The sequence below is a fragment of the Rhizobium freirei PRF 81 genome (genome assembly GCF_000359745.1).
Classification (GTDB): domain Bacteria; phylum Pseudomonadota; class Alphaproteobacteria; order Rhizobiales; family Rhizobiaceae; genus Rhizobium; species Rhizobium freirei.
This window is the reverse complement of record NZ_AQHN01000088.1, coordinates 45,496-70,371: the sequence shown is the minus strand read 5'-3', so window position 1 is coordinate 70,371 and position 24,876 is coordinate 45,496. Positions and strand designations below refer to the sequence as shown.

The 24,876-nt window shown below is 59.1% G+C and carries 13 protein-coding genes; 6 read left to right on the top strand and 7 right to left on the bottom strand.

The features are described 5' to 3' along the window. The first annotated feature begins 143 nt into the window (after window positions 1-143). Window positions 144-1,592, top strand: a complete 1,449-nt coding sequence (locus tag RHSP_RS27340) for an oligosaccharide flippase family protein (RefSeq protein ID WP_240535531.1) — start codon at window positions 144-146, stop codon at window positions 1,590-1,592. Here RHSP_RS27340 and RHSP_RS34920 read toward each other — a convergent pair. After that, window positions 1,582-1,755, bottom strand: coding sequence for a hypothetical protein (locus tag RHSP_RS34920; RefSeq protein WP_157385450.1), 174 nt, complete (start codon window positions 1,753-1,755; stop codon window positions 1,582-1,584). The genes RHSP_RS27340 and RHSP_RS34920 overlap by 11 nt on opposite strands. A gap of 218 nt (window positions 1,756-1,973) precedes the next feature. After that, window positions 1,974-3,689 carry an FAD-dependent oxidoreductase gene (locus RHSP_RS27335; protein ID WP_051074157.1) on the bottom strand — a complete coding sequence of 572 codons (1,716 nt, stop codon included), beginning with the start codon at window positions 3,687-3,689 and terminating at the stop codon, window positions 1,974-1,976. 212 nt (window positions 3,690-3,901) lie between these two features. Here RHSP_RS27335 and RHSP_RS27330 point away from each other — a divergent pair, with 212 nt between their 5' ends. Both RHSP_RS27330 and RHSP_RS27325 read left to right on the top strand, forming a co-directional pair. Next, window positions 3,902-5,086, top strand: coding sequence for a DegT/DnrJ/EryC1/StrS family aminotransferase (locus RHSP_RS27330; protein ID WP_004126457.1), 1,185 nt, complete (start codon window positions 3,902-3,904; stop codon window positions 5,084-5,086). Window positions 5,087-5,138: 52 nt separating this feature from the next. Continuing rightward, window positions 5,139-5,825 carry a 4'-phosphopantetheinyl transferase family protein gene (locus tag RHSP_RS27325; RefSeq protein ID WP_157385449.1) on the top strand — a complete coding sequence of 229 codons (687 nt, stop codon included), beginning with the start codon at window positions 5,139-5,141 and terminating at the stop codon, window positions 5,823-5,825. Here RHSP_RS27325 and RHSP_RS27320 read toward each other — a convergent pair. The 5 genes from RHSP_RS27320 to RHSP_RS27300 form a co-directional block, all read right to left on the bottom strand. After that, window positions 5,795-7,396: a glucosamine inositolphosphorylceramide transferase family protein gene (locus RHSP_RS27320; protein WP_004126451.1), complete on the bottom strand. Its 1,602-nt coding sequence runs from the start codon at window positions 7,394-7,396 to the stop codon at window positions 5,795-5,797. The genes RHSP_RS27325 and RHSP_RS27320 overlap by 31 nt on opposite strands. A 48-nt stretch (window positions 7,397-7,444) precedes the next feature. After that, window positions 7,445-9,928: a condensation domain-containing protein gene (locus RHSP_RS27315; protein WP_004126448.1), complete on the bottom strand. Its 2,484-nt coding sequence runs from the start codon at window positions 9,926-9,928 to the stop codon at window positions 7,445-7,447. Continuing rightward, on the bottom strand, window positions 9,925-17,997 hold the full coding sequence (locus RHSP_RS27310) for a hybrid non-ribosomal peptide synthetase/type I polyketide synthase (protein ID WP_004126441.1): 8,073 nt from the start codon (window positions 17,995-17,997) through the stop codon (window positions 9,925-9,927). Before RHSP_RS27310 ends, RHSP_RS27315 begins: the two co-directional genes overlap by 4 nt. After that, complete coding sequence (locus RHSP_RS27305) at window positions 17,994-19,907, bottom strand: non-ribosomal peptide synthetase (protein ID WP_004126439.1); 1,914 nt, start codon at window positions 19,905-19,907, stop codon at window positions 17,994-17,996. The genes RHSP_RS27310 and RHSP_RS27305 overlap by 4 nt, the downstream gene beginning before the upstream one ends. A gap of 305 nt (window positions 19,908-20,212) precedes the next feature. Beyond that, window positions 20,213-21,019, bottom strand: coding sequence for a glycoside hydrolase family 16 protein (locus RHSP_RS27300; protein WP_004126437.1), 807 nt, complete (start codon window positions 21,017-21,019; stop codon window positions 20,213-20,215). 187 nt (window positions 21,020-21,206) lie between these two features. On the opposite strand from RHSP_RS27300, the gene RHSP_RS27295 reads away from it, so the two are divergent. From RHSP_RS27295 to RHSP_RS27285, 3 genes are all read left to right on the top strand, one after another. Continuing rightward, entirely contained in the window at window positions 21,207-22,628 is a 1,422-nt protein-coding gene (locus RHSP_RS27295; RefSeq protein ID WP_037154806.1) for a hypothetical protein, read from the top strand. Next, entirely contained in the window at window positions 22,625-23,845 is a 1,221-nt protein-coding gene (locus RHSP_RS27290) for a polysaccharide pyruvyl transferase family protein (RefSeq protein WP_004126434.1), read from the top strand. Before RHSP_RS27295 ends, RHSP_RS27290 begins: the two co-directional genes overlap by 4 nt. Window positions 23,846-24,098: 253 nt before the next feature. Then, window positions 24,099-24,770 carry a Crp/Fnr family transcriptional regulator gene (locus RHSP_RS27285; RefSeq protein WP_004126432.1) on the top strand — a complete coding sequence of 224 codons (672 nt, stop codon included), beginning with the start codon at window positions 24,099-24,101 and terminating at the stop codon, window positions 24,768-24,770. Window positions 24,771-24,876 lie beyond the last annotated feature (106 nt).

The following is a 24,876-nucleotide window of genomic DNA, read 5'->3' as shown; positions in this document are numbered from 1 at the left end:
ATTGGCAGAAATTATCAACCAAGGAGCGTAAAGACGAGTTTTCACTTGCGTCTAACTTTCACGGCGTTCGGCTGATGGACAGCCTATCGCCTCGCTTCAAAGGTGCCGGTTGGGCCAGTCTAAAACATAGGCTTAGCTCCCGTATGCCGACGGTCATAGGCGACGGAGCATCGACGCTCGTCTCGAAAATCGTCTCGCAGGCCGTGCAGCTTCTGATCTTCCTTGTCGCCGCGCGCGCATTGGAATCGGCTGAATTCGGCCTCTACGCGTTCAGTTCCGCTATCGTGGTCATGCTGGTGGTGATCGCGGAAGGCGGGTGGGGCGAATTTGTGATGAAGGCCGAGTGTAGCGACTCGGAGCTCGATCAGATCGGCACGATTTCGATCATCGCCGGCGTGCTCGTGACAATCATCGGGGCATCTGGCGCCGCCATCGCATGGTTCCTTTTCCACCGTCCGCACGAAGCGCTTCTCCTGGCTCTTTTCAGCTGCTGGTTTTTGCCCTCGTCGCTCTATGCGGTCTACGAGGGACTATTGGTCGCTCGCGGCCTGCTGCGCAAGCAGTCGATTATCCGGATAGCGAGCGAGATTACCGGCCTGTGCGTGACGATAGTGGGTCTTTGGCTCGGGTGGAACGTCTTTTCGCTTGCCGCCGGCCGACTCGCTTCGCAATTGATCTGTCTTGCCGGTTCGGCAGCCGTGCTCGCCTGGCGCCCAAGATTATGCCTGACCTGGCCTTTCGCACGCGAGGTTCTTGGATTTTCAAGTCACATTCTGTCGAACCGGCTGATCCTCTTTCTGCGCTCCTATTCCGGAACAATTGCGATCGGCAGCTTTCTCGGGCTTACGGAGGCAGGCTATTTTCGGGTCGCAGAACGCATCGTCGCGGCGTTTTCGGAACTTATCGGCGAGCCGGCACGGATGCTTGCCTGGACGCTGTTCCGCCGTTCGGCATTGCCGACCGGGTCCGATGGAAGGCAGGTTCGCGACATCGGCTCGGCCGCCACCTTCTTCATGATGGTTCTAATGGCAATCGCCACGCCGATCTATCTCGGCCTCTCACTGATATCGTCCGATCTGATCGACATCATACTCGGCGAAAAATGGGCGCCTGCGGCGGCTCTCGTTGCGATCCTGTCGATGAAGCAAGTTCTGCTCATGCCGGGCTATGTTACGGAGGCCCTATTGTCCCTGTCTGGCAATATCAGGCGCATGCCTCCCACTTTGCTGTTCAATGCCGTGGTTTCCGTCACGCTCATCCTGCTTCTCGCCCCCTTCGGCGTCGTTGCTGCGGCGTGGGGGCAGTGTGCGGCCTCCCTGGTCGCCTTTCTGACGTCGATGCGTCTGCAGAAATACTACGGGGGGCTTGGCTGGGGAGAGGTGATGCGCAAGAGCGGTTATCTTGCGGTCGCAGTCGGGCTGATGGCTGCAGCGGTTTACGGGCTCGGCTATTTTGCAGGATCGCTCAATATTCAGCGCGTGTTGACCGTGCTGCTGCAAGTGGTGGCGGGCGGCGCCATCTATGTCTGCACGCTTCTTGTTCTGAAGAAGATGGGCGGCGGCACGGTTTCCGTCCTGTCGGTCAGGCAATGACGGCGACGATCGGATAGGCACGGATGGGGAAATGCAGGATGACAACTTCTTTGTGGTCCCTTTCATCGTGGTGCGGCCGCACGCGCTCCTCCCTCAAGAGAGCCGCGTAGACGGTCGCCTGTGGGCTTGTTCCCCTTCGCCCTACACGACACGGCTGACTCATCGATCGCCTTTCCACGACGGTTTATGGGCGCCCGCGCCACCTTTGAGGCCGTCATGTCGCCGCCCGCAAGCTAGGCTAGCCGGTTTCATGAACGATATGGCGAGGCTCGCCGGCGACAGACAGGTCGATCGCGGGTCCATTTTCGCGCTGTCGCATTCGATCGACACTTACCCCGAGCTGGGTCGCTGCGAGAGTGCCGGTTTTTGTTTTCGCCTTGACTAGCCTTGCTGGAGAGAGAGGTCCGGTTCGCTCACGGGCGGCTTGTGCGACTGCGCGGCCGTATGCCGTTGCTTGAGATGATCGGCTAGGCGGATCGCCAAGGCCAGCAGCATCAAGGTCGGATTGGCATGGCCGGGCGTCGAAAATACGGAGCTGCCTGCAATGAACAAGCCCTCGATGCCATGAACCATGGCGTTGCCGTCGACGACGCTTGTTCGCGGATCGGCTCCCATGCGCGTGGTGCAAGAAGGGTGGGCCATATCCATGAATACGGAGGCGGCAGCCTCGTCCGCTGCGATCCAGTCCGGCAGCCTTGGTTTCGGCAGCCCGACGCGGGCGAACTCGTCGGAGATGACCAGCGCAAGCCGTCTCACGCTGTCAATTTCGCGCGGGCCAATCTTCCAGTTGATGCGCGGTAAAGGTTGACCGAACCGGTCACGCTGCTCGGCGAGGGTGATACGGCTTTCGGCATCAAGCTGCTGTTCTGCCATAACGTCGAAGCGCAACTCGGTCGACCGATGCGGCAAACCGCGCTTGCGCACGAGACGATCGTAAAGCCCCGTGGTGACCATATCCGCCGATCTCGCGACGGCCAACAGATCCGCCTTGAATGTCTTGGTCGTTCCCTTCGTCAGCCGCCAAAGCGCCGCCCAGGGATCGTCCGGGGCGTAGACCTGAACGGGATAAGCGGCACAATTCGTCAGGCCTTCCTGCGCCTGAATTTCCGGGCTCAAGGAAAGACCCCTCAGATAAAATTGCGTTCGTCCTTCATGGTTTAAGCCATAGAAATTGAAGTGCCGCGCGACGGCGCCGATGGCGCGCGCGGTGAAGCTGCAAAGCGACGTGCGGGGATGGTCGCAGAGATAGCGCCCTACGACATCGTATCCGTTGCCGATACCCGCGGGCAGCACAGAGTTCGACGCAAGCAGGAGGCGTGCATTTTCGATACCGCCGCCACAAAGAATAATGGTATTCGCATGGACGCTTGCGCTCCGGCCTGCCGTACTCCTGAGATCGAGGGACGTTACCCTTCGGCCATGGCTGTCGACGTTGATCCGGGTCACCGTTGCATGCGTGAGAAAATCTATGTTCGCCGCCGTGATATCGAGTGCGAGACGGCCAAATCGTGTCGGCTCGGCGCGTGATTGGCGCATATGACTGAACTGCCAGAAGAACGGCCGTAGCAGTCGCCGATCCAGGCCAAGATCGTCGGGCGTCGAATGCAGCAGGGCAAAGAGGCTTTCGTCGTAGCGATTGGGTCCGAGGTTCAGCAGTTTACCGGCTCGGTCAAGAGCCGGCAGTAATTGACTGTGCTCGATCGGCCAGCCGGAAAGCGGCAGCCAGGGCCGACTGCGGAAATCCATCTCGTCAAAGGCGGCGCACTTGCCGATCCAGGTGTGGCTGCTGCCGCCAAGCAGGCGGTTTCGCAGCTCAAATGCCGGAATATCGTTCAGCCATGCCAGCCTGCCGCCGTAGCCCCGCCCTTCGGATAAGGCATTCCGCGAGACGAAGGGCTGGCCGATGTTTTCGACAGAGTTTAGCGCTTGAGTTTCGGCCTCGTAGCTGTGGCCGCCGCTCTCGATGACGAGAACGCGTATCCGCGTATCGGCGAGCTCGCGCGCGATCGCAATTCCAGCCGGACCACCGCCGACAATGGCAATATCGGCATATATTTCAATGCCATGCGGCATAGATCTCAAGTCGCGACTAATCATGATCGTTTTCCCACCCACTTTCCCATTTTCTACCAGCATCGCGGGCGCGCGGATAATTGTTCGATTGGCATAGGCAGGGGTGATGTCTACCGATTTCGGATAGGTGCTCTGGCCGGTTCCGCTGCTCTTTTTAGTCGGAAGTCCATGCTGAAAATGCGGTAATCACGCGATAGGCTCTTCATCAAATGCCTATTTTCCGGGGGAGCGAAATTATGGCCAAGGTGGGGTTGCGGGAATGGTTGGCGCTCGCGCCGGTGTTTGCCTCTGGCAAATTGGCGCGTTACAGCGACGAGACCGGTGGCCCACTGGGACGTTTCGAAGCCGATTTTTCGACCAAGTTCGGCGTTCGCCATGCGCTCACCATGAGCAGCGGGACCGGAGCTCTGATTTCCGCACTGGTCGCTGCCGGTGTCGGACCCGGCGATGAAGTGCTGGTGCCGGCCTACACGTGGATCGCAACCGCCGCGGCTCCGCTGGCAGCCGGTGCGGTGCCGGTTCTGGTCGATATCGACAACACGCTGACCATGGATCCGCAAGATATTCTGCGCAAGATCACGCCGCAGACGAGGGCGATCATTCCGGTGCATATGTCGAATATGGTATGCGACATGGACAGCATCATGCGGATTGCCCGCGAGAACAATCTCCTAGTCATTGAAGATGCCTGTCAGTCTGTCGGACTGCGCTACAAGACCAAGCGTGTCGGCGCGATCGGCGATGCCGGCGCATTCAGCTTCAATCAATTCAAGAACATAAGTTGCGGTGAGGGCGGTGCTGTCGTGACCAACGATGCGCGGCTGTTTGCGCGTGCCCGGATGTACCACGATATTGGATCCATGTTTCGCGGGCATCTCGACAATGCCAATGAACCGCCTCTGCTGGGAGTGAATTTCAAAGCCAGTCAGATCCAGGGCGCTATGCTGAACGTGCAACTGAAGAAGCTCGATCCCATGATCGCCCGCATGCGCGAACGCTACGATGTGATGAGCGAGATCTTCTCCAAGAACACGAACCTCGTTGTCGGCCCGCACAACGATGTCAACAACGCTGCGGGACTTCACGTCATCTTCGAAACATCGGAGGAGGCCAAGAGATTTGCCGAGGAAAACAGGCGCGGCGTCTATCGGCTCTTCGATTCCAGCCGCCATGTCTATACCAACTGGCAGCCAGTTCTGCAGCAACGCACCGGCCATCCGGCGATGAACCCCTTCCTCTGGACGGATCGGAAGATCGAGTACACGCCGGATATCTGCGCGCAGACCCTCGATATCCTGAAACGCAGTTGCCGGATCAGTCTTGGGGAGAATTACCCCGTGGCGCTAGTCGCTTACATGGCAAGGCGAATGTCGCGGCAGGCAAAACCGAGAAACGACCACCTCTATTACGCGACGGTCTAGCATGGAAAGTATCGGGCCCGACACCATCGATGTTTGGAGTTGGAAGTTGGACATGCCGCCGCCCGATTTAAGCACGTCTGCGGCGCTGCTGTCGCTTGACGAATGCATTCGGACAATCCGCTTCGTCCACGATCGAGACAGGCAGCGCTTTATCGCTGCCAGGACCGGCATGCGCATCATTTTGGGGCGTTATCTCGGAATTTCACCGCGATCGATAGGCTTCGATTATGGCGACAACGGAAAGCCTTTCGTGCAGGCTTACGGTGCTTACCCCATTCACTTCAATCTCAGCCATAGCGCAGATCTGGCAGTCCTTGCCGTTTCTGACCGCTACGAACTCGGCATCGATATCGAGGAAGTTCGTTTCCTGAAGGAAGACATTGCAAAATGGTTCTTTTCCCGCCGGGAATACCAAGCGCTTCGATCTCTACCGGCAGATCGCTACATGGATGGCTTCTATCGGTGCTGGACACGCAAGGAAGCGTTCATCAAGGCTCACGGAGCGGGGTTGTCGCTGCCCCTGGACAGTTTCGACGTGACCTTCGACAGGTCGGCTGAATCGCGACTGGAGCGGCTGGAGGGGGATACCGGCGCACCCGCAAACTGGGTCGTCCTGGAGCTCGAAACGCCGATCAACTTTGCCGGCGCCGTCGTTGCCTCGACCGGAGGACACCGCGTATGCCTGCGCTACCGCAACGAGGGCATAGGTCAGTTGGTTAATCTCGCATCGAGGACGTAACGCCCGTCGGTCGCATCGAAATGGTGGCAGCCGTAGAGACCCGCCTTGAAGCCCGGCGTTATCGTGCGAATGCGGCGCTCGCGATAATCGTCCGTCGTAAGCCTCTCGATCTCCATGATATTGAGCCCATAACCATAGATGCCGTGCGTGTTGTTCTGCGAGGGGCGCAAGAGCCTGCCCTCATGCTCGAGGATGCGACCAGCACCGCGGGCGTGCGTGCTTCCGATAACGACAGGATTCCGCTTGTGGGGCTTTATGTTCTTGAGGGCCGGGCCATCGACCTCGAATAGATAAAGCTCGCTGCAGTGATCTTCGTAGGCATGAAAATCGGACAGATTGGTGAATAGCCACCATTTGCCGCCGTGGCGGATCAAAACGCTGTCGGCCGGCGATTGGCCTTCGAAGGCCGTGGCATGGAGCTCCCATTTCAGCGGAAACTCGCAGCAGCGCCAGACCTCCAGGCGCTTGGCGTGATGCGTTTCCGGTATCATGAAGATCTCATCGCCATCGCGAAATACGAACGGATAGGAAAGGTGATAGGGGCGTTCCAATGCGACCCCGACCCGTGTGAGCGCGTCGCCGTCGAAGCAGCCGACCGCGATATGGGCCTTGCGGTCGCCGCGGGAATAGGCTTCGTAAAACAGATAGCATTTACCCTGATGTTGGAACAGGAACGGATCCGCCTTGATGCTGTTGTCGGCGGGCGGAATTTCGACGGCGTTGCTGGGATCGAAGTCACCGATGTGACCGCGACCGGTATAGAGAGTCCAAATCGCGGAGTCGGCACGGAGTCTCGCGCTGATCGACCTGAACGCCTTGCGTGAGATTGAACCTGCGACGATGCGTCCGTAACGAAGGAGATTGCCGAGCGATGGCGCATGCGCGCCAACTTCGTCGACGAAGGCGGACGGATTGAAGCGCCTATTGTCGGCCAACCGCGCCAGTTCGCGCATCAGCAGCGTTACGCTTCGCTCCCGCACGAAGGCGCTCAATCTCGCCGCGCTCGGTTTGATGTTGAATGCCGCCCGGGCGATCTCCAGCCGGTCGGCGCTACCGCCACACTTCGCATAAAGGACCAGGTCGGCTGTGGAAGCGCCGGCAAGAACCTCGGCGTAGCCAAACCAATCCGCATCGACGGATCGCCGATCAGAGAGATTGAAGGCCCATTCCCCGAACGGCAAGGCGGCGATTGTCTCGTCGCCTATGCTCGTTGGAATCATGCGTATGATGAGGTCGAGCTTCAGGCGGCGCAACGATGCCGCAGTGATATTGTCGGCGGCGCAGGTCTTGTCGTTGCCTGCATCGTAGACATCGATAAAATGGTGGCGGCTACTGAAGTGCTTTGGCGAATAGGCAGGTTGACGAGCAAGTGTACTGGCCTCCAGTCGCGCGCCCCACGATAACAGCCTCGACACCTTGCTGTCCCCAAACGCATGCGAATGGGCGAATACGGCAGCCAACTCCAGCCAAGGAGCCGCGATAATGCGATCGAGGATCATAAGTTCCCAATTTTCGAGCGCTCGCCCGCGCGCGATGAGAACGCCTACCCTCAATGGCTTGGTTTTGTTCATAGCCGTTCCCCCTGTAGCTTGGCTTCATGCTGGCTCATGGGATGAGCTCTAGCTGCCGGAGAGCTTTCCGGAGAGAGACGACGCCAGGCCGCGAATTCCGCTGTTGGTCAGCGAATCTTCATGCCAGCCATCAACGTCGACCACCGAACAATCGCTGGCAATCGCATCTCCCCATCCAAACAGTAACTGGCGGGCGCGAGGGTGGTTGGCGCTGCTTCGCAGCAGCACGACGCTGGGATCCTTTATTTGAGGCGGCTTGTAATGGCGTGCCGCCGTCATCAGCAGTTTGGTAACGGCCCCGTTTGCTTCCTCTTCGGGTGAGTAGCGACCCGCCTTGACGCCAAACCTGGTGAGAAGCGACTGGGAGAGGTGGAATTGCTTGAGATAGTCGATCAGCCGAATGCGCCGGGACAACAGTTTTCCGGTATAGTAAGCAAGGCGCTTACGCCGCCGCTCTCGGTTCCATCGTGCTTGCTCCCGTTTCGGCAAGGACGCGAAATAGCCCGGAGCCCATGCATCGATGATTGCCGTGACGCCGACATCTATGCCTCTTTCGCGCAGCTGCCGCGTGACTTCCATCGCAAGGACACCGTTGACGCAGAGCCCGACCACGGCCACACGTCCGGCTACCTTGTCGACCTGCATGGCATCGATCGCAAGGCGGGCGATATCCTCGATTTTCAGGCGGTCCAGGCCGTTTTTCAAATCGGCATGGAACATGTTGACATTGTACACCGAGATGGCGTCCGGCAGCTCATTGGCGAGGCGATAATAGAGAAACGGATGGTTGAGCGTATAGACCGCGCCCGTACCAGCACCGTGCTTGCAGACGATCAATTCCCACGGGTTTACGACCTTTTCTGGTGGCTTCCCGATCTCTTCGGTGTTGAAGATCGCCGCTGCAAAGCCCGCAAACGTCGGCTGCTTGAATAGAAGCTGCAATGTCGGAGCTGCATCGAATCTTGCGCGTGTTTCCGATAGTAGTCGGAGCGCGAGAAGCGAATGGCCACCGAGCGCGAAGAAATCATCATCCGGGCGTATTTGCGGGACCTGTAGGATCTCTTTCCACAGCTCAGCAAGCGCTTCCATTCGCGTATCCGGCGGCGATTTGTTTGTGATGGCGCCATCCAGCTGCGCAGCCTTGGCGGCAGCCGCCATGTGCCGGTTCGGCGCAACGAGCGAAGAAAGCGGCGCCTCAGGGTGATCGAGAGCAATTTCATAGGCATTCCTCCATAGCTCCAGGAGGCTTTCGATCGTGCTGGCGTCGAACAGGTCGGCATTGTATTCGATCGACATGCGCCAGCCGGTCGGCCGGCCTATCATGATGAAGCTCAGATCGTAGATGACGCCGGGCGATTGGGAGGGCGAGCTGATGAGCTCGAAGCCGCCATAACGGTGGTCTTCGAGAAATGCCTTCTGCAGATTGAAATTGACCGAGATCAATGGATTGCGCGCCGGATCGCGCACCGGGTTGACGAGTTCGACAAGCTTGTTGAACGGCATACGCTGATGGTTCAGTGCGCCTTCGATCGTCCCGCTGACGGAACGGATGTGCTCAGCAAAGCTGACGTCAGAGCGAAAATCGAAGCGCAGTACGAGGTTGTTGATGAATACGCCGATCATGTCTTCCAGGTCGCTGTGTTCGCGGCCGGCAATCTGCGAGCCGAACAGAACGGTCTGGGCCTGCGTCAACCGGTGGAGAGCCGCGCTGAGGACCGCCGCTCCAAAACTATATTGCGAAACGCGGTGCGCCCGCGCTGCGGCGTCCATACGATCTGTGAAGGCCGGCGGCTGCGGGATGGCAAGAATGTCGCCGCGATTGGTCTTGACCTGGCCGCGAGGGCGATCGGGGCTGACTTCGAAATAAGGAGCGCCCAGCAGCGTCTCTCGCCAGAAGGCCTTCTCCGTCTCGAAACCGTAGCTTTGTAAATATTCCTGTTGCCAGAGAGCGTAATCGCCGTATTGCAACGGCAATTCTGGCAGGACGGGTGCACGTCCGGCATCGATCGCAGCCGCGATTTCACCGACCTCCCGTCCGAGAACGCGGATGGACCAGCCGTCGAAGCAGCTCTGATGCGCCGTGATCAGCAGGAAGCCGCGCTCATTTTCAGCCATCAGCAAGGTCACCCGGAATAGGCCGGGCGTGTCGAGGTGGAACGGCGCTTGGGCGGTCTCCTCGCCGATCGACAGGATTCTTGCCTGGCGCTGTTCCAGCGGCATGCCGCGAAGGTCGATCACCGACATCTTGAAATTCACGTCGCTGACGGCCTGCTGGAACGGCTGGCCGCCCCTTTCGATAAACCGGGTTCGGAGTATTTCGTGACGCTGAATAGCCTTTCGGAAAGCCGCCTCAAGGGTCGAGGCCTTGAAGGTTCCTCGGATTTCCCATCGGACCGCGACATTGAGAGCCGGATTGCCGGGGTTGAGTTGATCGAGGATCCAGCAGCGCAACTGTGTCTGCGTGCAAGGAAATTCGCCGATAATCTGCGGTTCGACAAACGGACCGCTTGGACTATTGTCAACAGTACTCATAGAGATGCCCCCAGGCCGCGACGAGCGCCGTTACGAAAATCTCGTAGTGATGGTATGCGCAGCTGAACAGTGTCGGACAAATCCTCTCCTTGGCTTTCAGCAAAGGCCGCCAGCGCGGCGATCGTCGGATGGCGCAACAGGTGCTTTGCTTCCAAAGGCAAGCCGCTGTCGCGTATGCGGGCGGCGATCCGGAATATGGCAAGCGAGTCTGCGCCGAGCGCGTAGAGATTGTCGTCGGCGCCGATATCGCTAAGGCTCAGCACATCCTGCCAGATCGCCAGTAATCGCTGTTCCATCTCGGTCTTCGGTTGGATTTTGGTTGGTGCGGCTTCGCGCTGCGGCACGCCGCGCTGCTGCAAGGTCTTGCGGTCGAGCTTTCCATTGGCGGTATGCGGCAGTTCGGCTTCCATCACCCAGAAGCTCGGCACCATATGCGCCGGCAAATTGGCTTTGGCATGTGCCGCTAGATTAGCTACCGGGATATCGCTGCCGCCTGCATTCGGCACGATGTAGCAGACCAGCGAACGATCGCCCTTGGCGTTCTCGGCAACGACGGTCGCGCATTGGCGCACGCCGTCCGCCTTGGATATGACGGCCTCTATGTCGCCGAGCTCGATGCGGAAACCGCGCAGCTTGACTTGCTGATCGCGCCGGCCAAGCAATTGCAGGGAACCATCCGCCAGTCGCCGCCCGATATCGCCGGTCTTGTAAAGACGCATCGGCCTGCCGATGGCAAAGCAATGCGGAACGAAGGCCTTCTCGGTCAAATCGAGACGATCGAAATAGCCTTCAGCAAGCCCGTCGCCGCCGATGTGCAATTCACCGACAACGCCGACCGGCGCGACATTCTCGCTTTGGTCGAGAATGAAGAGTTGGGTATTGGCTATGGGATGGCCGATCGTGATCGGCTGGTCGGCATCCGTGATACGTTGCAGTGACGACCAGATCGTCGTTTCCGTCGGTCCATACATGTTCCAAAGTTCGCCGCCGATCGTAAGCAGGGAACGCGCCAGTTCCTTAGGCAGGGGCTCGCCGCCGCAGAGCATCTTCAGCGACCGCCGATCCTTCAGCCCGGCCTCGACCAGCATCTGCCAAAGCGTTGGCGTTGCCTGCAATACCGTGGCGTCATGGTCGCAAATGAGCTTGACGAGCGCAAAACCGTCCTGGACCTGGCCGCGGCTGGCAATGACGACCTTTCCGCCCGATATCAACGGCAGATAAAGTTCCAGTCCGGCGATATCGAAGGAAATCGTCGTGACCGCGACCAGCGTATCCTTTGCGCTAAAGCCGGGCTCCTTGCCCATGGAAAGAACGAAGTTCGTCAGGGATCGATGCGAAACTTCCACGCCCTTCGGCATGCCGGTCGAACCGGAGGTGAAGATGATGTAGGCAGATGCGGTCGTATCGACAGGCAAGGTCTTCAGAGGAAGCCCGGTCATCGAGCTGATCGCCTTGGCATCCTGATCGAGCCGGATAACGGGTGTGTCCGAGGCGGCAAGCTGGGCCATGTCGTCGCTGTCGCAGATCAGGCCGCCGATGCGGGCTATATCCAGGGTCTGCCGCAGGCGCGGTTCCGGATGAGCTGGATCCATCGGCACATAGGTATGTCCTGCTTTCATGACTGCGAGAAGGGCGACGATCATGTTCAGCGAGCGTTCGATCAGGATTGCGATGCGCTGGCCGGGATCGGGGAGCGCCATCTGGAGGTATAGAGCGAGCTGGTTGGAGCGGGTTTCCAGCTCGCCGTAAGTGATCGACTGGCCGTCATGTTGGGCAGCGACAGCGTTCGGCAGTTCGGCTGCCTGCTTGGAGAAGAGCGAGAAGACGAATTGATCGTGATCATAGGGCGTGACCGTCCGATTGAGATCGTCGGCCAACCAGGACTTTTCCTCCGCTGAGAGCAGCGGCAGTTCGCCGACCTTGTGATCCATATCCTTGGCCAAGGCTGCTGCCAGCGTCGAGAAGTGACCGATCCACCGCTCCACGGTTGCGCGGTCGAAAACATCGGCATTGTAGTCGACATCGATACGGATGTGATCAGGCGCCTCGATCATATTGAAAAACAAATCGAAGTTGGAAAAGGCCTTTGCGTTCGGCTCCATAGTCGGCTTGAGGTCGCCAAACGACGATCCGCCGGCCATGCGCTCGAGGTTGAACTGGATTTCCGTCAGGGGCAGGCGCCGCGGATCGCGTTTGGCGCCCAGTTTGTGCACGAGCGTACCATATGTGTAATCCTGGTGCTCGAAGGCCTGGAAGACCAGCTGTTGCGTTGCCTTCAGATGGGCTGAAAACGGCTCAGCCAGCGATACAACCTGGCGCAGCGGCAGCAAGTTGACGCAATGACCGACGAGGATCTGGTCGCCGAGCAGGCTTTGACCGGCTGACGGAATGGCGATGACGATATCGTCCTGGCCGGACAATCGCGACACCATCACCTGCAGCGTCGCAAGCAGGGTGGAGAACAGCGTGGCGCCCGATTTCGCGCCTTTTTTCTTCAGCGTCTTGTAGACTTCGGCATCGATGTAGCCGGTGCAGCTTCCGCCTGCGAAGCTGCGGTATTCCGGGCGCGGGCGATCCAGCGGCAGGTCGGGAAGATCGGGAACCGTCTTGAATTGATCGAGCCAGAATTGCTCCGTCGCCTGGCATTTCTCCGGCCGGGGAGAAAGATCCGTCGAATAGGTCGCAAAGGAGAGCGCCGGCTGAAATTCCGGAACATTGCCCGCCCTATAGGCCTCGTAGGCCGCGGCCAGTTCTTCGACAAAGGTATTGATCGACCAGCCGTCGCAGATGATGTGATGGGCCGTAAAGACCAGCACGTGCTTTTCGGAAGCCAGCTTGACGATGCTGACGCGGACAAGGGGGCCGTTGATCAGGTCGAAGGGCGTGCGCGCCTCATCCTCGACGATCTCTGCAAGACCCTCCTCATCGACGCCTTCAAGGATCGGCAGATCGAGCTTGAAGTCAGGAATGAACTGGAAATGCTCGCCGCCCCGGTCAAAGCGAATATGAAACGCGTCGTGGCGCGCAATGACCGTGTCGCAGGCCTTCTGGATGGCTTTTTCATCCAGCTTTCCCTCCAGCGTCAGCGAAAACGACTCGTTGAATGCGCAGGAGGCCTCGTCACCCGCCTGGGCGGCAAGCCATATTTCCGTCTGCGCTTCCGTCAGCGGTGCGGATTGGGGCCGCGCGGCCGGCGCCGGCGTCTGCTTTGCAGATAGGGTTGGCACTTCCTTGACCGTGAATATCCCGACCGCCTGCATCGCATCCAGGCTGTCATGGAAGGCCTTCGCGATGGAGCGGAAGTCATCTTCGGTATGGGCTGTTGTCAGGAAGCAGGGATAGCCGTCCTGTATATGGATGCCATTCAGCCGCATCTGGGCATAGAAGAGCGCACCGAGCGGATCCTGGCTGGAGAAGTCGGTGGCGAACCAGCTCTTGTAGCCGTGAACGACATCGCCGATGCCGCGCCTGGCAAGATCGGCCCTGATCTCTGCGACCAGCGCCTCCGTTCGCTCGGCGACGCGGTTATAAAGGACGGATCCGTCTCCCTTGATATGGCGCAGCACGGCATTGGCAGCGGCGAGTGTCAGCGGATGGCGGACGAAGGTGCCGGCAAAGAACGTCGGAGCCGTCATGGGGACAGAGCTGTCGCCATAAGCCCAATAGCCGCCATCGAGCGCATCCATGAAGCGCGCGCTGCCGACGAGTACGCCGATCGGCATTCCGCCACCGACGACCTTGCCATAGGTCGCCAAGTCGCCCTTGATGCCCCAGATCGCCTGCATGCCGCCCGGATCGACACGGAAGCCGGTGACGACCTCATCGAAGACCAGGGCAAATTCGGATCTTGTGGCGATATCGCGCAGTTCCAGGACGAACTCGCGCGGCTGCAATTCGGGATGACGGCTCTGGATCGGCTCGATGACGACAGCCGCTATATCGGCTGCATTGGTACGGATGAAATCGAGGCTTTCGGGCGCGCCGTAACGCAGGACGGTCATGTTCGACACGGAGGCCATCGGGATGCCCGAGGCGACTGGCAGGGCGATCGGCTTGTCGGCGTTGTTGCGGCCCTTGACCAGGACCTCGTCGAATTGGCCGTGATAGTCATTGGCAAAGACCACGACGCGATCGCGGCCGGTGACCGCACGGGCAATCCGCATTGCAGCCATGACAGCCTCGGAACCGGTATTGCAGAAGGTAACCCGCTCGTGGCCGGTCATCTCCGCAATCATCTTTGCGACGTCGCCGGCAAGCGGCGTCTGCGGGCCGATGGCAAATCCACGGTCGGCCTGATCTTTGACCGCGTCGATCACGAAGTCCGGCGCATGCCCGAAGGCCGTCTGCCCGAAGCCGTTGACCAGATCGACATATTGGTTGCCGTCGACATCCCAGATATAGGCGCCCTTGGAATGGTCGCAGACGATCGGGAACACCATCTCCTTCCAATCAGCCCGGAAGCCCGACGCGGAACGTGGATCGGCGAGGTGGCCGCGATGCTCCTGCGTGAATGCCTTGGATTTGGCGTTCCTGGTCTCGTAGGCCTTGGTGAGAGCGGTGATGAAATCCTGCTTGGCGGGGGAAATCTCCGACGTCACGCTCTTGGCATTTGGGCGATAGAGCTTGATACGTTCGGTGCCGAAATCGCCCTCGGCTGTGGCAACGGAGACGGGTTTGCTTGGCGCAGCAGGCTGTGGCGGCGGCGAAGCCGGCGCGGCCGGCATTGCACTCGGAGCCAGGGGTGCCTGAGTGCCGCCTTGCATGGCTTGCAGCATCAGCAACTGTTGAGAAAACAGCGATTGCGCCATCTGGATCTGGGATTGCATCACGGTAGCGAGATCCGATGCCGCAGCCGGCATCGATGCGACTTGTGGAGCAGGGGACACGGTCGGCATCTGCAGCGGCATGGGCGGCATCGGGGCAGCCACAACGGGGGAGGCGGCTGGCAACGGATCGGCCACTTTTATCGCATCCGGTGGCATCTGCCGATCAAGATGGGCTGCCAGATCGGCGACAGAGGGAATATCGCTCAGCAATTCCCGGAAAGAGATTTTGACCTTGAAGTCCTTCTCGATGCGTTGCGCAAACTGGCCGACGAAAAGCGAGTCGAAGCCAAGCTCCAGAAATGTCGCTGCCCTTTCATCCGGCCCGAGCGTTTCACCAGACATGTCGCTCAAAAGGGTCAGAAGCGTGGTTTCCAATTGCGGCAGGCGGTTGGAGGCTGGAATTGGTGAGGCAACATTCATCGCGCGATTCTCCTCGGTGATGTTGACGTCAGAGACTAAGGTCTCGGTTGTGGGAGGATTGTTCGGTTCGGCGTGCGCCCGAAGCGTCGATGAGCGTCGCGCGGATGGCGGCGCATCGATCCAATGGCGCTGCCGCTGGAATGGATAGGTGGGCAAAGCCAACCGCTGCTGCGCCAGCGAAGGAATGGCCGGCCAATTGAGCGGGCAGCCTGCCATCCACAGCTTGCCATGTGCTTCGGCCAGGGTTTCGGCGGCCGCGGAGGCTCGATCATGTTCGGGCAAGGATTGGACGACGGCGGCAAGGCCGTCCCTTGCGATCGTTTGTGCGGCAAAGACCGACAGCGTGCGCCCCGGCCCCACCTCAAGGAGCACCGGCTTGCGGTCGCGGCAAAGCGTGGCCAGACCGTCGGCGAAGCGAACAGCGTCACGGCAATGCATGGCCCAGTAATCGGGCGATGTCGCCAGTTCGGTGGTCTGCCAGTCGCCCGTGACGCCTGAGATGAAGGGCAGGGTCGCGGTGCCGTAGGTCGCTTTCTCCGTCTCTTCGCGCAGCGCGAGAGCTGCGTCCTTCATCATGGCCGAGTGAAAGGCGTGCGACGTATGCAACCGGCTGAAGGCTATATCGGCGGCGGCAAGTGCCGCGCATACATTATCCATGTCGCCAAAGGGGCCGGAAATGACGCAGAGCTTCGGCGCATTGATCGCCGCGATCTCGACGGCGCCATGCAGATGGGAAGCCGTCGTGTCGGCGTCGGCGCGAACGGACACCATCGCTCCTTGCGGCTGATGCTGCATCAGGCGTCCGCGATTGGCCACGAGACGCAAGCCGTCTTCAAACGAAATGACGTTGGCGAGCGTGGCGGCTACAAACTCGCCAACGCTATGTCCGATCATGGCGTACGGTTTGACGCCGCGGCTGAGCCACAATCGGGCAAGCGCATATTCGACAAGATAGAGGCAGGGTTGGGCGATCCGCGTTTCGCGCTGCTCATCGGCGATAGCCTGCGTCACGGGGCCGGTATGGCAGATATAGTCGCGTAGATCGAGCCCGAGCGTCATTTTCAGAAGCTCGGAACCCCGGTCGATCCAGCGGGCAAACTCCGGCTCGGAGCGGTAAAGCCCGGCGCCCATGCCGACATATTGGGCGCCCTGGCCGGGAAACATGAATGCGACGGGGGGCTGGTCGGCAGCGACAAGGGATTGATGGCTGTCCGTCGTCAGCTTGATGATCGCTTCCTCGACGCTTCCGGCGGCAATGGCCAACCGATGACCGAACTCGCGCCGTCCCGTTTGCAGCGTGTGCGCCAGCTGCGCTATCGAAAGCCTCGGGTTCTCGGCGAGATGATTGCTCAGATTTGCCCGCATCTCCGCGATGGCCGGCTTGTTGCGCGCCGAAAGAGGGAGGATGTAGTGGCCCTCCACCTCTTTCGACGTCGTCGACGGGTGAGGGTGCTCTTCGAGAACGATATGAACGTTTGTGCCGCCGACGCCAAAGGCGCTGACGCCGGCTCTTCGTGGTGCCGGTCCCTGCGGCCATGCGCTCGCTGTTGTCGGGATGTAGAACGGGCTTTTTTCGAGATCGATACGCGGATTGGGCTGACGATAATTGGGCATCGGCGGGATCTTGGCGCAACGCAAGGCCATTGCCGTCTTGATAAGCCCCGTAACGCCCGCTGCCACGTCGGTATGGCCGATGATGCCCTTGACCGAGCCAAGCGCACAGCTGGCCGCCCCCGGTGCTTCATCCGCGAAGACTCGCGTCAATCCAGTGAACTCGATGGGATCTCCGAGCGGCGTCGCGGTGCCGTGGCACTCGATATAGCCGATGCTCGAGGGGGCGACGCCGGCATTGGCGAGGGCCGTGGCAATCGCCTCCGCCTGCCCCTCCACGCTCGGCGCCGTAAAGCCGACCTTGTCGCTGCCGTCATTGTTGATGCCGTAGCCGCGAATGACCGCATAGATGTGGTCGCCATCCCGCAGGGCGTCCTCATGGCGCTTCAGCAGGACGACGCCTGCACCGCTTGCAAAGACCGTGCCGGCGGCGTCGGCGTCGAACGGCCGGCAAGTCCCGTCGGGCGAGGCCATGCCACCTTCCTGGTAGATGTAGCCTCTCTTTTGCGGAATGGTGACCGAGACGCCGCCCGCAAGAGCCATGTCGCAGCTATAGGTGAGGAGGTTCTGACACGCCTGCGAAACGGCGAGGAGGGAGCTTGAGCATGCCGACTGCAAGGTAAAGGCAGGCCCGCGCAAATTGAGCTTATAGGCGATCCGGGTCGCCAGCGCATCGTTGAGCGCGCCGACCAGTTCGTGGAAGCAGCCGACCTGGTAGTTCGATGTGAACTCCTCGGCCTTTGCGCGGTCACGCAGGACGTTGTTGATCAGATAGGTCGGCATCGAGCAGCTGGCGAACACCCCGATAAGGCCGGCATAGCGCTGAGGATCGTAGCCGCCGTCTTCAAGCGCCTCCCAGCATATTTCGAGGAAGATCCGATGCTGCGGATCGGTTACCGCAGCTTCGCGCGGAAACATGCCGAAGAATTCCGCGTCGAACATGTCGGCGCCATCCAGATGAGGCCTTGCGGCGACATAGTTCGGCTGCGCTCGCTCTTCGTCGGTGAATGCGTCTTCGATTTCATCCGGCGAGAAAAGCGAAAAGGCGTTCTTTCCCTCGAGCACAAGCTGCCAGAGCGCCGGCACCGAAGGAGCGCCGGGAAAGCGGCCGGACATGCCGACAATGGCTATTTGCCCGGAAATTTGCTCGCTCAGGTCCTCATTGTCTTCGAAATCACGCTGTTTGCCGTTTTCCTGGTGATTCCGTTTCATAGAGAGCTCCTGCGGATATGAGAAATAGCCTTTTTCTGAAGTGCTGCGCGCTGAGCGGCGGCGGCAATGCGTGTCGGGCCTGGCGTGCGCCCATCCAGATGAAGCGCCAGTTCCCGAATTGTCGGATAACGCAGCAACGCGACCACATCGATCGCGCGACCGAGCGCCTCTTCAAGGCCGGCATGAATCTCCAAGAGCTGCAGGGAGGTGCCGCCGAGGTCGAAGAAGTTCCTGTCGAGATCGACGCTTTCGAGAGCCAATGCGTCTTGCCACAGGGTCGTCAGCAGCTCTTCAGTCAGGCTCCTGGTGTCCGTTGGCCGTGTCTGGGCTTCGATCGGCGGAGGCAGCAGTTTCGAGCGATCGACTTTGCCCGCCGGTGTCAGCGGCAAGGCGTCCACGATGACCGCGGCATTCGGGATCATGTAGGCCGGAAGAGCGGCGCGCAGCGTCGCCATGACGCCTTGCGCCAGGTCGGCGCCCGCGCCTAAATGGCTCTCCTTCGGGCACAGATAGGCAACGACGCGCTTCAGGTTTTCGCCCTGCGTATGGCAAAGCACGACGCCATCGGCAAGGCGTGGATCGCGCCTGAGCGCGGCTTCGATTTCATCGAGCTCGATGCGTTTGCCGTTGATCTTGATCTGCCGGTCGCGACGCCCCTTGAAGGTGACGGTGCCGTCCGGCTTCAGGCAGGCCACGTCGCCCGTCAGATAGAAGCGTGTCCTGCCATCCTTGGTCTCGACAGTCACGAATTTCTGCTCCGTCAGCTCAGGCCGCTTGAAATAGCCGATGGCAAGGCCGTCGCCCGATATCGCCAATTGACCTTCAATGCCGGCAGGAAGGATGCGCAGCTCCTCGTCCAATATCGCGATCCCCGTATGAGCAATAGCCTTGCCGATCGGCAGCTCCGGGCCGGAAAAGCTAGGCAAGACCGGGAAGGCGGTGGCAAAAACGGTCGTCTCGGTCGGCCCATAGACATTGCTGAGCCTGCAACCAGGATGGTGCTCCAGAAAGCGTCGGGCGTGAACAGCCGAGCCGACCTCGCCGCCGAAGAGAATGTGCCGAAGCCTCGGCAGGGATGCGTGGCCATGGTCGGCAAAGAGATTGAACAGTCCTGTCGTGAGGAAGGAGATGCTCACATCCGTTGCCCGCATGAAGTCTGTCAGACGCGAAATGGAGAAATCGGCGTCGGGCATGATCGCCAATGTGCAACCATTGAGAAGCGCACCCCAGATTTCAAAGGTCGAAGCGTCGAAGGAGATGGTGGCGGTGTGTAGAACGACATCATCGCGACGGAAATCGATATAGGTCTGGTCCAGGACAACCCTGGCGATGCTGCGATGGCAGATCATCGTGCCCTTGGGCCGCCCGGTCGAGCCAGAGGTGTACATGACATAGGCGAGATCGCCGCCCGTTATCTCCACGGTGGGTGCGGCAGTCCCAGTTTGGCGCGCCATCTCGGCGATCAAGGCATCTGCCTCGATGACCTGACCGCTCATGCTCGGCACGCTTGCCAGCTTGTCGGCATAGGCGGGGTCGACAAAAACGACCTTCGGAGCACATTCCGCGATAACGAAATCGAGGTGCTCGACCGGAAATGCAGGATCCAGGGGAAGATAGGCGCCGCCGGCTTTCAGAATGGCCAGGGTGCAGATGACCGCATTGACGCTTCGCGGCAGGAAGAGGCCGACGATATCGGCCTTTTGAACGCCGGCGCCGATCAGGTACTGTGCGAGCGCGTCGGATATGCGATCAAGATCGCGATAGTTGATGCGGGTGTCGCCGAAGACGAGGGCCGTCGCCTCCGGTGCCGCGCTAGCTTGGCTGCGCAGCATTTCATGAAGGCAAAGATTGCGATCGTAGTGCAGGCTTGCTGGGCCAGCTACTTCTGCTTGAGCCTCGCGGTCGATCATTATCGCTCTCCTGGTTGTCCTGCGACTGACGACGACGCGATGCGAGATGCTTCATCGTCCACCGCAGAATTTCACGCTGTGGCAAAAGCACCAGTTGATCATTGGGATAACTGTTCTCACCATCGAAAGTCGTAAGTCGGATCGGAGCGTAGCCATTTCGTCTGAGAGGTTCGATGCGGCCAGCGCAACTCGACCGAAAGCATTACGCGCGACGCCATGAGGATCGGTTTGAGAATGCTTGCATCTGCCGCGCATAGGTATGCGGCAGGCCGAGATGAGTTGCCGAGGCAATGATGATGAAGCGCCTACCGGAACTGGTAGGCTCTGACATAGTCGACAAACATAAAGGATGGGTCGGCGGCAGCGACCTTCGTTATACCGTCGACGATGCCGAGATCGATGAGCATATACATCGGCTGGCGATGCTCCGGCAGAACTTTGGTTTTCCACACGAGACTTCCATCGAAATACATACGTATGAAGTCTGAATCGATTTTCACGCCATAGCTATGCATGTCGGCAGGGTTTGCCACGGAGAACGCCTTGATGCGGGAATAGTCGGAATCGTGCCGGCCGTCGCGATGCCAGACATGCACCGTCGAGGAATAGCCTCCAGGCTTATCGCCATAATATTCGATCACGTCTATTTCAGCAGTGGCATTGGAACGATCCTTGCCAATCAGCCAGAATGCCGGCCACACGCCCGGCCCATCAGGTAGCCGCGCACGCATCTCGAAGTAACCATATTGCTGGGCGAAGCCATTTCCGTCACCATCGACGGATGCGATCAGGCCTGAGCGCCATAAGCCCTTGCCATCGCGCGCGGCGGTGATGCGCAGCATCCCGTCCTGTATTGCAAAGGGGAACTCGCCGCTCGGATCTGAGAAGCGGGCACCTCCGAAATCGCCGTTCCAGGGCGTATGAGCAATCCAGCGTGTGCCAGGTCCCCAGGCAGAGATGCTGAGCGTGTCGAAATGATCCTGAAAGGTCAACGTCATGTTATCGACATCAAGCGCATCGCCGGTATCGCCGGCATATGCCATCTTGGCATCGCAGATGGCAACGAGCGCCGTGGCAACCGACGCGTGAAGAAGCGCTCGGCGGCTGGTCATGCATCGAGCACGGCAGGTTGGTAAGACGTGATCCATGCAAGCCAACATGAACGCCATAATTCCTATGGTATAGGACTGACTTCGGCCGATGCGTCGTCCAAAAGGCTTAGAGAAGGCGGAAATACAGCTGCATGGGCGACGTGGTAGCTTGCGACAGCAATACGCAAAGCGGCTGGATTACCTAAAAATGAATGTCATGGGGCTTGTAACACTGATCGTTGGTGTTGTGACGTTGATGACGCCTGTCCGATGGTCGTTTGTCATCATGATCCAGTCGACCGTGTTTGGTGCGGCTGCCGCCTTCAGCGTGCCGGGTCTCGGCGGCGCGTCAGTGCTCGTGCCGAGCTTATTTCTGGTGTTCTTCGCCATTCGGTTGTTCGCAGCTTATGGGGAGGGACCATTTCTCGCCGCGTTGATTCCCTGGCGCCCGGGGTTCTTCCTGCTGCTTCTGACCGCATTCGGAATCTTTACAGCGATTTTCTTCCCGCGAATGTTCCAGGGCATGACGCAGACAATGACTGTCGAGCGCTCGGTAAGCGCTCACAGCTTCATTGCGCTGGTGCCGCTGCGCTTCTCCTCAAATAACATCACGCAATCGGTCTACGCGGTCGGCGGTCTCATCTGCTTCATCGCTACCTTCGCCTTTTTCCGGCGTGACGCCATGCCCTCTACCTTTGTCAAAGGGATATTGATCGTCTCGAGTGTCGATCTCGGCTTCGCACTTGCCGACATAATCACCCATTTCACCCATACGGAATCGCTGTTGAGCTTCGTGCGGACGGCCAATTACGCACTTTTGACCAATGCCGAGAAGGGGGGATTGAAGCGCATTTCGGGAACCTTTCCTGAAGCCTCCGCATTCGCCGACTTCACGCTCGTCCTCTTTTCCATAGTCACCAGCCTGTGGCTCAGCGGTATACGCTCGACCATCACAGGCACTTTCGCGGGCTTGCTAGTGGTGGCGCTGATCCTGTCGACGTCAGCGACCGCGCTTGTCGGGCTCGCCGCAATCCTGCCTTTTCTCAGCCTGCAGTCATTTCTGGCGGCTCGTCGCGAGCCTGGTGCGGGACGGCCCGTCCTGATTGTGTCCATTCTGGCGAGCATGCCGCTCGCCATCTTCTTCGTTCTCATTGTCATGCCGGATCTGGCCCATGGTCTGCACGACTTTCTTGACGAAATGCTGTTCTCCAAAGCCGATAGTCAGTCCGGGCGCGAGCGCTTCATGTGGAACGCCATGGCTTATCGGGCTTTCCTGGACACGAATGGCTTCGGTGCCGGCCTTGGAAGCGCCCGCGCATCAAGCTTCGGTCTCGTGCTTCTGTCCAATGTCGGGCTGTTCGGCACGCTGCTCTTTACAGTGTTCGTCAGCCGGCTGCTTACGGCAGACGGGCGTTTCCCGTATCCGTCGCGAGAGACCGCCGCGATCGTGCGCTCCGCCAAGGCCGGGCTCGTCACCGTTCTCGTTTCTGCGATCGCCTCTGGTACCGTGTATGATATCGGGCTGATGTTTTACATCCTCGCAGGGGGCATTGCCGCATTCGGCGTCAAGGCTCAGCACACAGAGGCCAAATCCGGCCTCAGTTTGCGTATCGCTGGAGAACTTCGATGAAAATCGTTGTTTTCAATGTGAAATATAGCGAAAATCTAGGCGACGGATTGCTCGCCGAATGTGTCGAACTTGCATTGGCGAGCGGTAGGGGCGGGATCGAAGTGGAGACGATCGATCTTGCGGGACGCCAGGCCTTTGCCGCAGGCCATGGCAGGCGCAGGCGCCTCGCGCTCGGTCTGCTACGCTGGCTACCCGCAGTCATCCGCCGGCGGCTTGTCCGCGCCGCGCTCGAACACCGCCTGAACAAGCTCCGCGCGCAGTGGGAGGATAAGATCGTCTCCGCCGATGCTGTCGTGATCGGTGGCGGCAATCTGTTTCAGGACGACGACCTGAATTTCCCGCTGAAGATCGGCACAGTGCTTGACTGCGTCTCCCGACACGATCGCCCGCTGGCGATTTACGCAGTCGGCGTCAGCAACCACTGGTCGGAGCCGGCCTATCATCTCTTTGCACGATTGAAGCAGACGCGTCTTGTCCATCTTTCCGTGCGCGATGGTTTTGCGCAGGATGCCTGGTCCGAGCACTTTCCCGAGGGACCGAGCGCCAAAATCGCGCGCGATCCCGGGTTGCTGCTTCAAGCTTCATCAACTCCTGGAGAGCGTGTTTCGCTGCCGACGGACCCAATGACCATAGGCCTATGTATCACCAACCCACTGATCCTCCGGAGACATGGTCGTGCCACGGTTTCCGGCATACCGTTTTCGAGTATAGCCGCTTATAGGGATTTGATCGGATTACTTCTGGATGACGGCCAACGCGTCGTCTTGTTCTGCAATGGAGCCCGTGAAGATCAGGCTTTTGCGGAGAGCATCCGCAATTCGGTTGCCAAGCATCGTGCCATTGCTGCCGGCACTCTGACTGTTTCCGGACGACCGCGACTTCCGGTGGATCTGATAGAGACAATACAGTCTATGAATGTAATTCTGGCTCATCGGCTGCACGCCTGCATTGCGGCCTATGCGCTCAGGATCCCGCATGTCGGGTTGGGTTGGGACAAAAAGGTCGAGGGATTCTTCAATTCTGTCGGGCGCGAGGCCTATTTCATAAAGGAGTCATCGCCACCACCAGAGCATGTCGTGCTGCTGCTGAAGGCAGCCCAGAAGGAGACGATTGAAGCCCTTCGACATCATCTGACAGTTGCGGAGGCGCGAGCCGGAGTTTCCAACATGCGTCGGCACCTGATCGAAAGTGATCAATATCCTGCGCTTCAAGTATAGCATGCCTACCGCAAAATATTTCTATATTTTATATTATAAATTAAGTAATTAGTCCGAAATATTACCATCTCGCAAGAAGCATATGAGGCGGGTCCGCGAGAGTGATGGAGCTTCCAGAAATACCAAAGATTGATTTACATCGGAGACACTACGGATTTTCTATGGTACTAAGAGATTTGAACTCGCAAAGACTATAATTTCAGATGGTCCGCGGAACATTCTGGATATGGTCTTCCGTCGAGGGGATGACGGCATGGCGGCACAGATTCCGATTGAGTATGTTCGAAGCCTCGGTGGTGTCGCACGAACCTTCGTTGCGGGGAGTGAGATCTGCGGCTATGGAGACGATATGCCGCGTCTTCTCTTTGTGCTGAACGGGTGGGCTGCAAGCAGCAAGATGCTGCCGAACGGTACTCGCTTCGTCACGGAATTCGTGCTGCGCGGCGATATGATTTCGACTTCCTTGGCAGCGCTTTCACGCGAGACCGTACGGGCGATTACCAATGTGACGGTGACGGCTTTCCCAGATTTCACCGCGCTTCCGAAAGTCGAAGCGCCGACATACTTCTATCGTATTGTCATTGCCGAATTGGTGCGGCATCAGGTGCGCATGTCGGAGAGGCTCGCCAATATCGGGCGGCGCGATGCGCTCGAGAGAACCGGCTACATGCTGCTCGAGCTTGGAACTCGTGTCGGCATCTCACGGGATTGTGCCAACTCCGAATACTTCGATTGTCCTTTGACCCAAGCAGATATTGGCGATGCCGTCGGTTTATCGACGGTGCACATAAATCGTGTACTCAGGGACATGCGTGAAGCCGGCCTGCTGTCCTTCCGCAACGGTATCGTTGCCTTTCTCGATCGCGCGCGTCTGGCGGATCTCGTTGACTTCGACGAGTCCGATTTTGACACAACCGTTATTTGAGTGGTGCTTGGCCTCCATTATAAATAGAGATTAAAACTACTATTATGTTTAATATTTCACTTCAATATTAACATATGTTAATGCACCAGAGGGAAAAATAAGCAAT

Bases quoted from the DNA above. Each gene is read 5' to 3' on its own strand.
- RHSP_RS27340 (WP_240535531.1), top strand. From the start codon at position 144: ATGCCGACGGTCATAGGCGACGGAGCATCGACGCTCGTCTCGAAAATC.
- RHSP_RS34920 (WP_157385450.1), bottom strand. From the start codon at position 1,755: ATGAGTCAGCCGTGTCGTGTAGGGCGAAGGGGAACAAGCCCACAGGCG.
- RHSP_RS27335 (WP_051074157.1), bottom strand. From the start codon at position 3,689: ATGATTAGTCGCGACTTGAGATCTATGCCGCATGGCATTGAAATATAT.
- RHSP_RS27330 (WP_004126457.1), top strand. From the start codon at position 3,902: ATGGCCAAGGTGGGGTTGCGGGAATGGTTGGCGCTCGCGCCGGTGTTT.
- RHSP_RS27325 (WP_157385449.1), top strand. From the start codon at position 5,139: ATGCCGCCGCCCGATTTAAGCACGTCTGCGGCGCTGCTGTCGCTTGAC.
- RHSP_RS27320 (WP_004126451.1), bottom strand. From the start codon at position 7,396: ATGAACAAAACCAAGCCATTGAGGGTAGGCGTTCTCATCGCGCGCGGG.
- RHSP_RS27315 (WP_004126448.1), bottom strand. From the start codon at position 9,928: ATGAGTACTGTTGACAATAGTCCAAGCGGTCCGTTTGTCGAACCGCAG.
- RHSP_RS27310 (WP_004126441.1), bottom strand. From the start codon at position 17,997: ATGAAACGGAATCACCAGGAAAACGGCAAACAGCGTGATTTCGAAGAC.
- RHSP_RS27305 (WP_004126439.1), bottom strand. From the start codon at position 19,907: ATGATCGACCGCGAGGCTCAAGCAGAAGTAGCTGGCCCAGCAAGCCTG.
- RHSP_RS27300 (WP_004126437.1), bottom strand. From the start codon at position 21,019: ATGACCAGCCGCCGAGCGCTTCTTCACGCGTCGGTTGCCACGGCGCTC.
- RHSP_RS27295 (WP_037154806.1), top strand. From the start codon at position 21,207: ATGAATGTCATGGGGCTTGTAACACTGATCGTTGGTGTTGTGACGTTG.
- RHSP_RS27290 (WP_004126434.1), top strand. From the start codon at position 22,625: ATGAAAATCGTTGTTTTCAATGTGAAATATAGCGAAAATCTAGGCGAC.
- RHSP_RS27285 (WP_004126432.1), top strand. From the start codon at position 24,099: ATGGCGGCACAGATTCCGATTGAGTATGTTCGAAGCCTCGGTGGTGTC.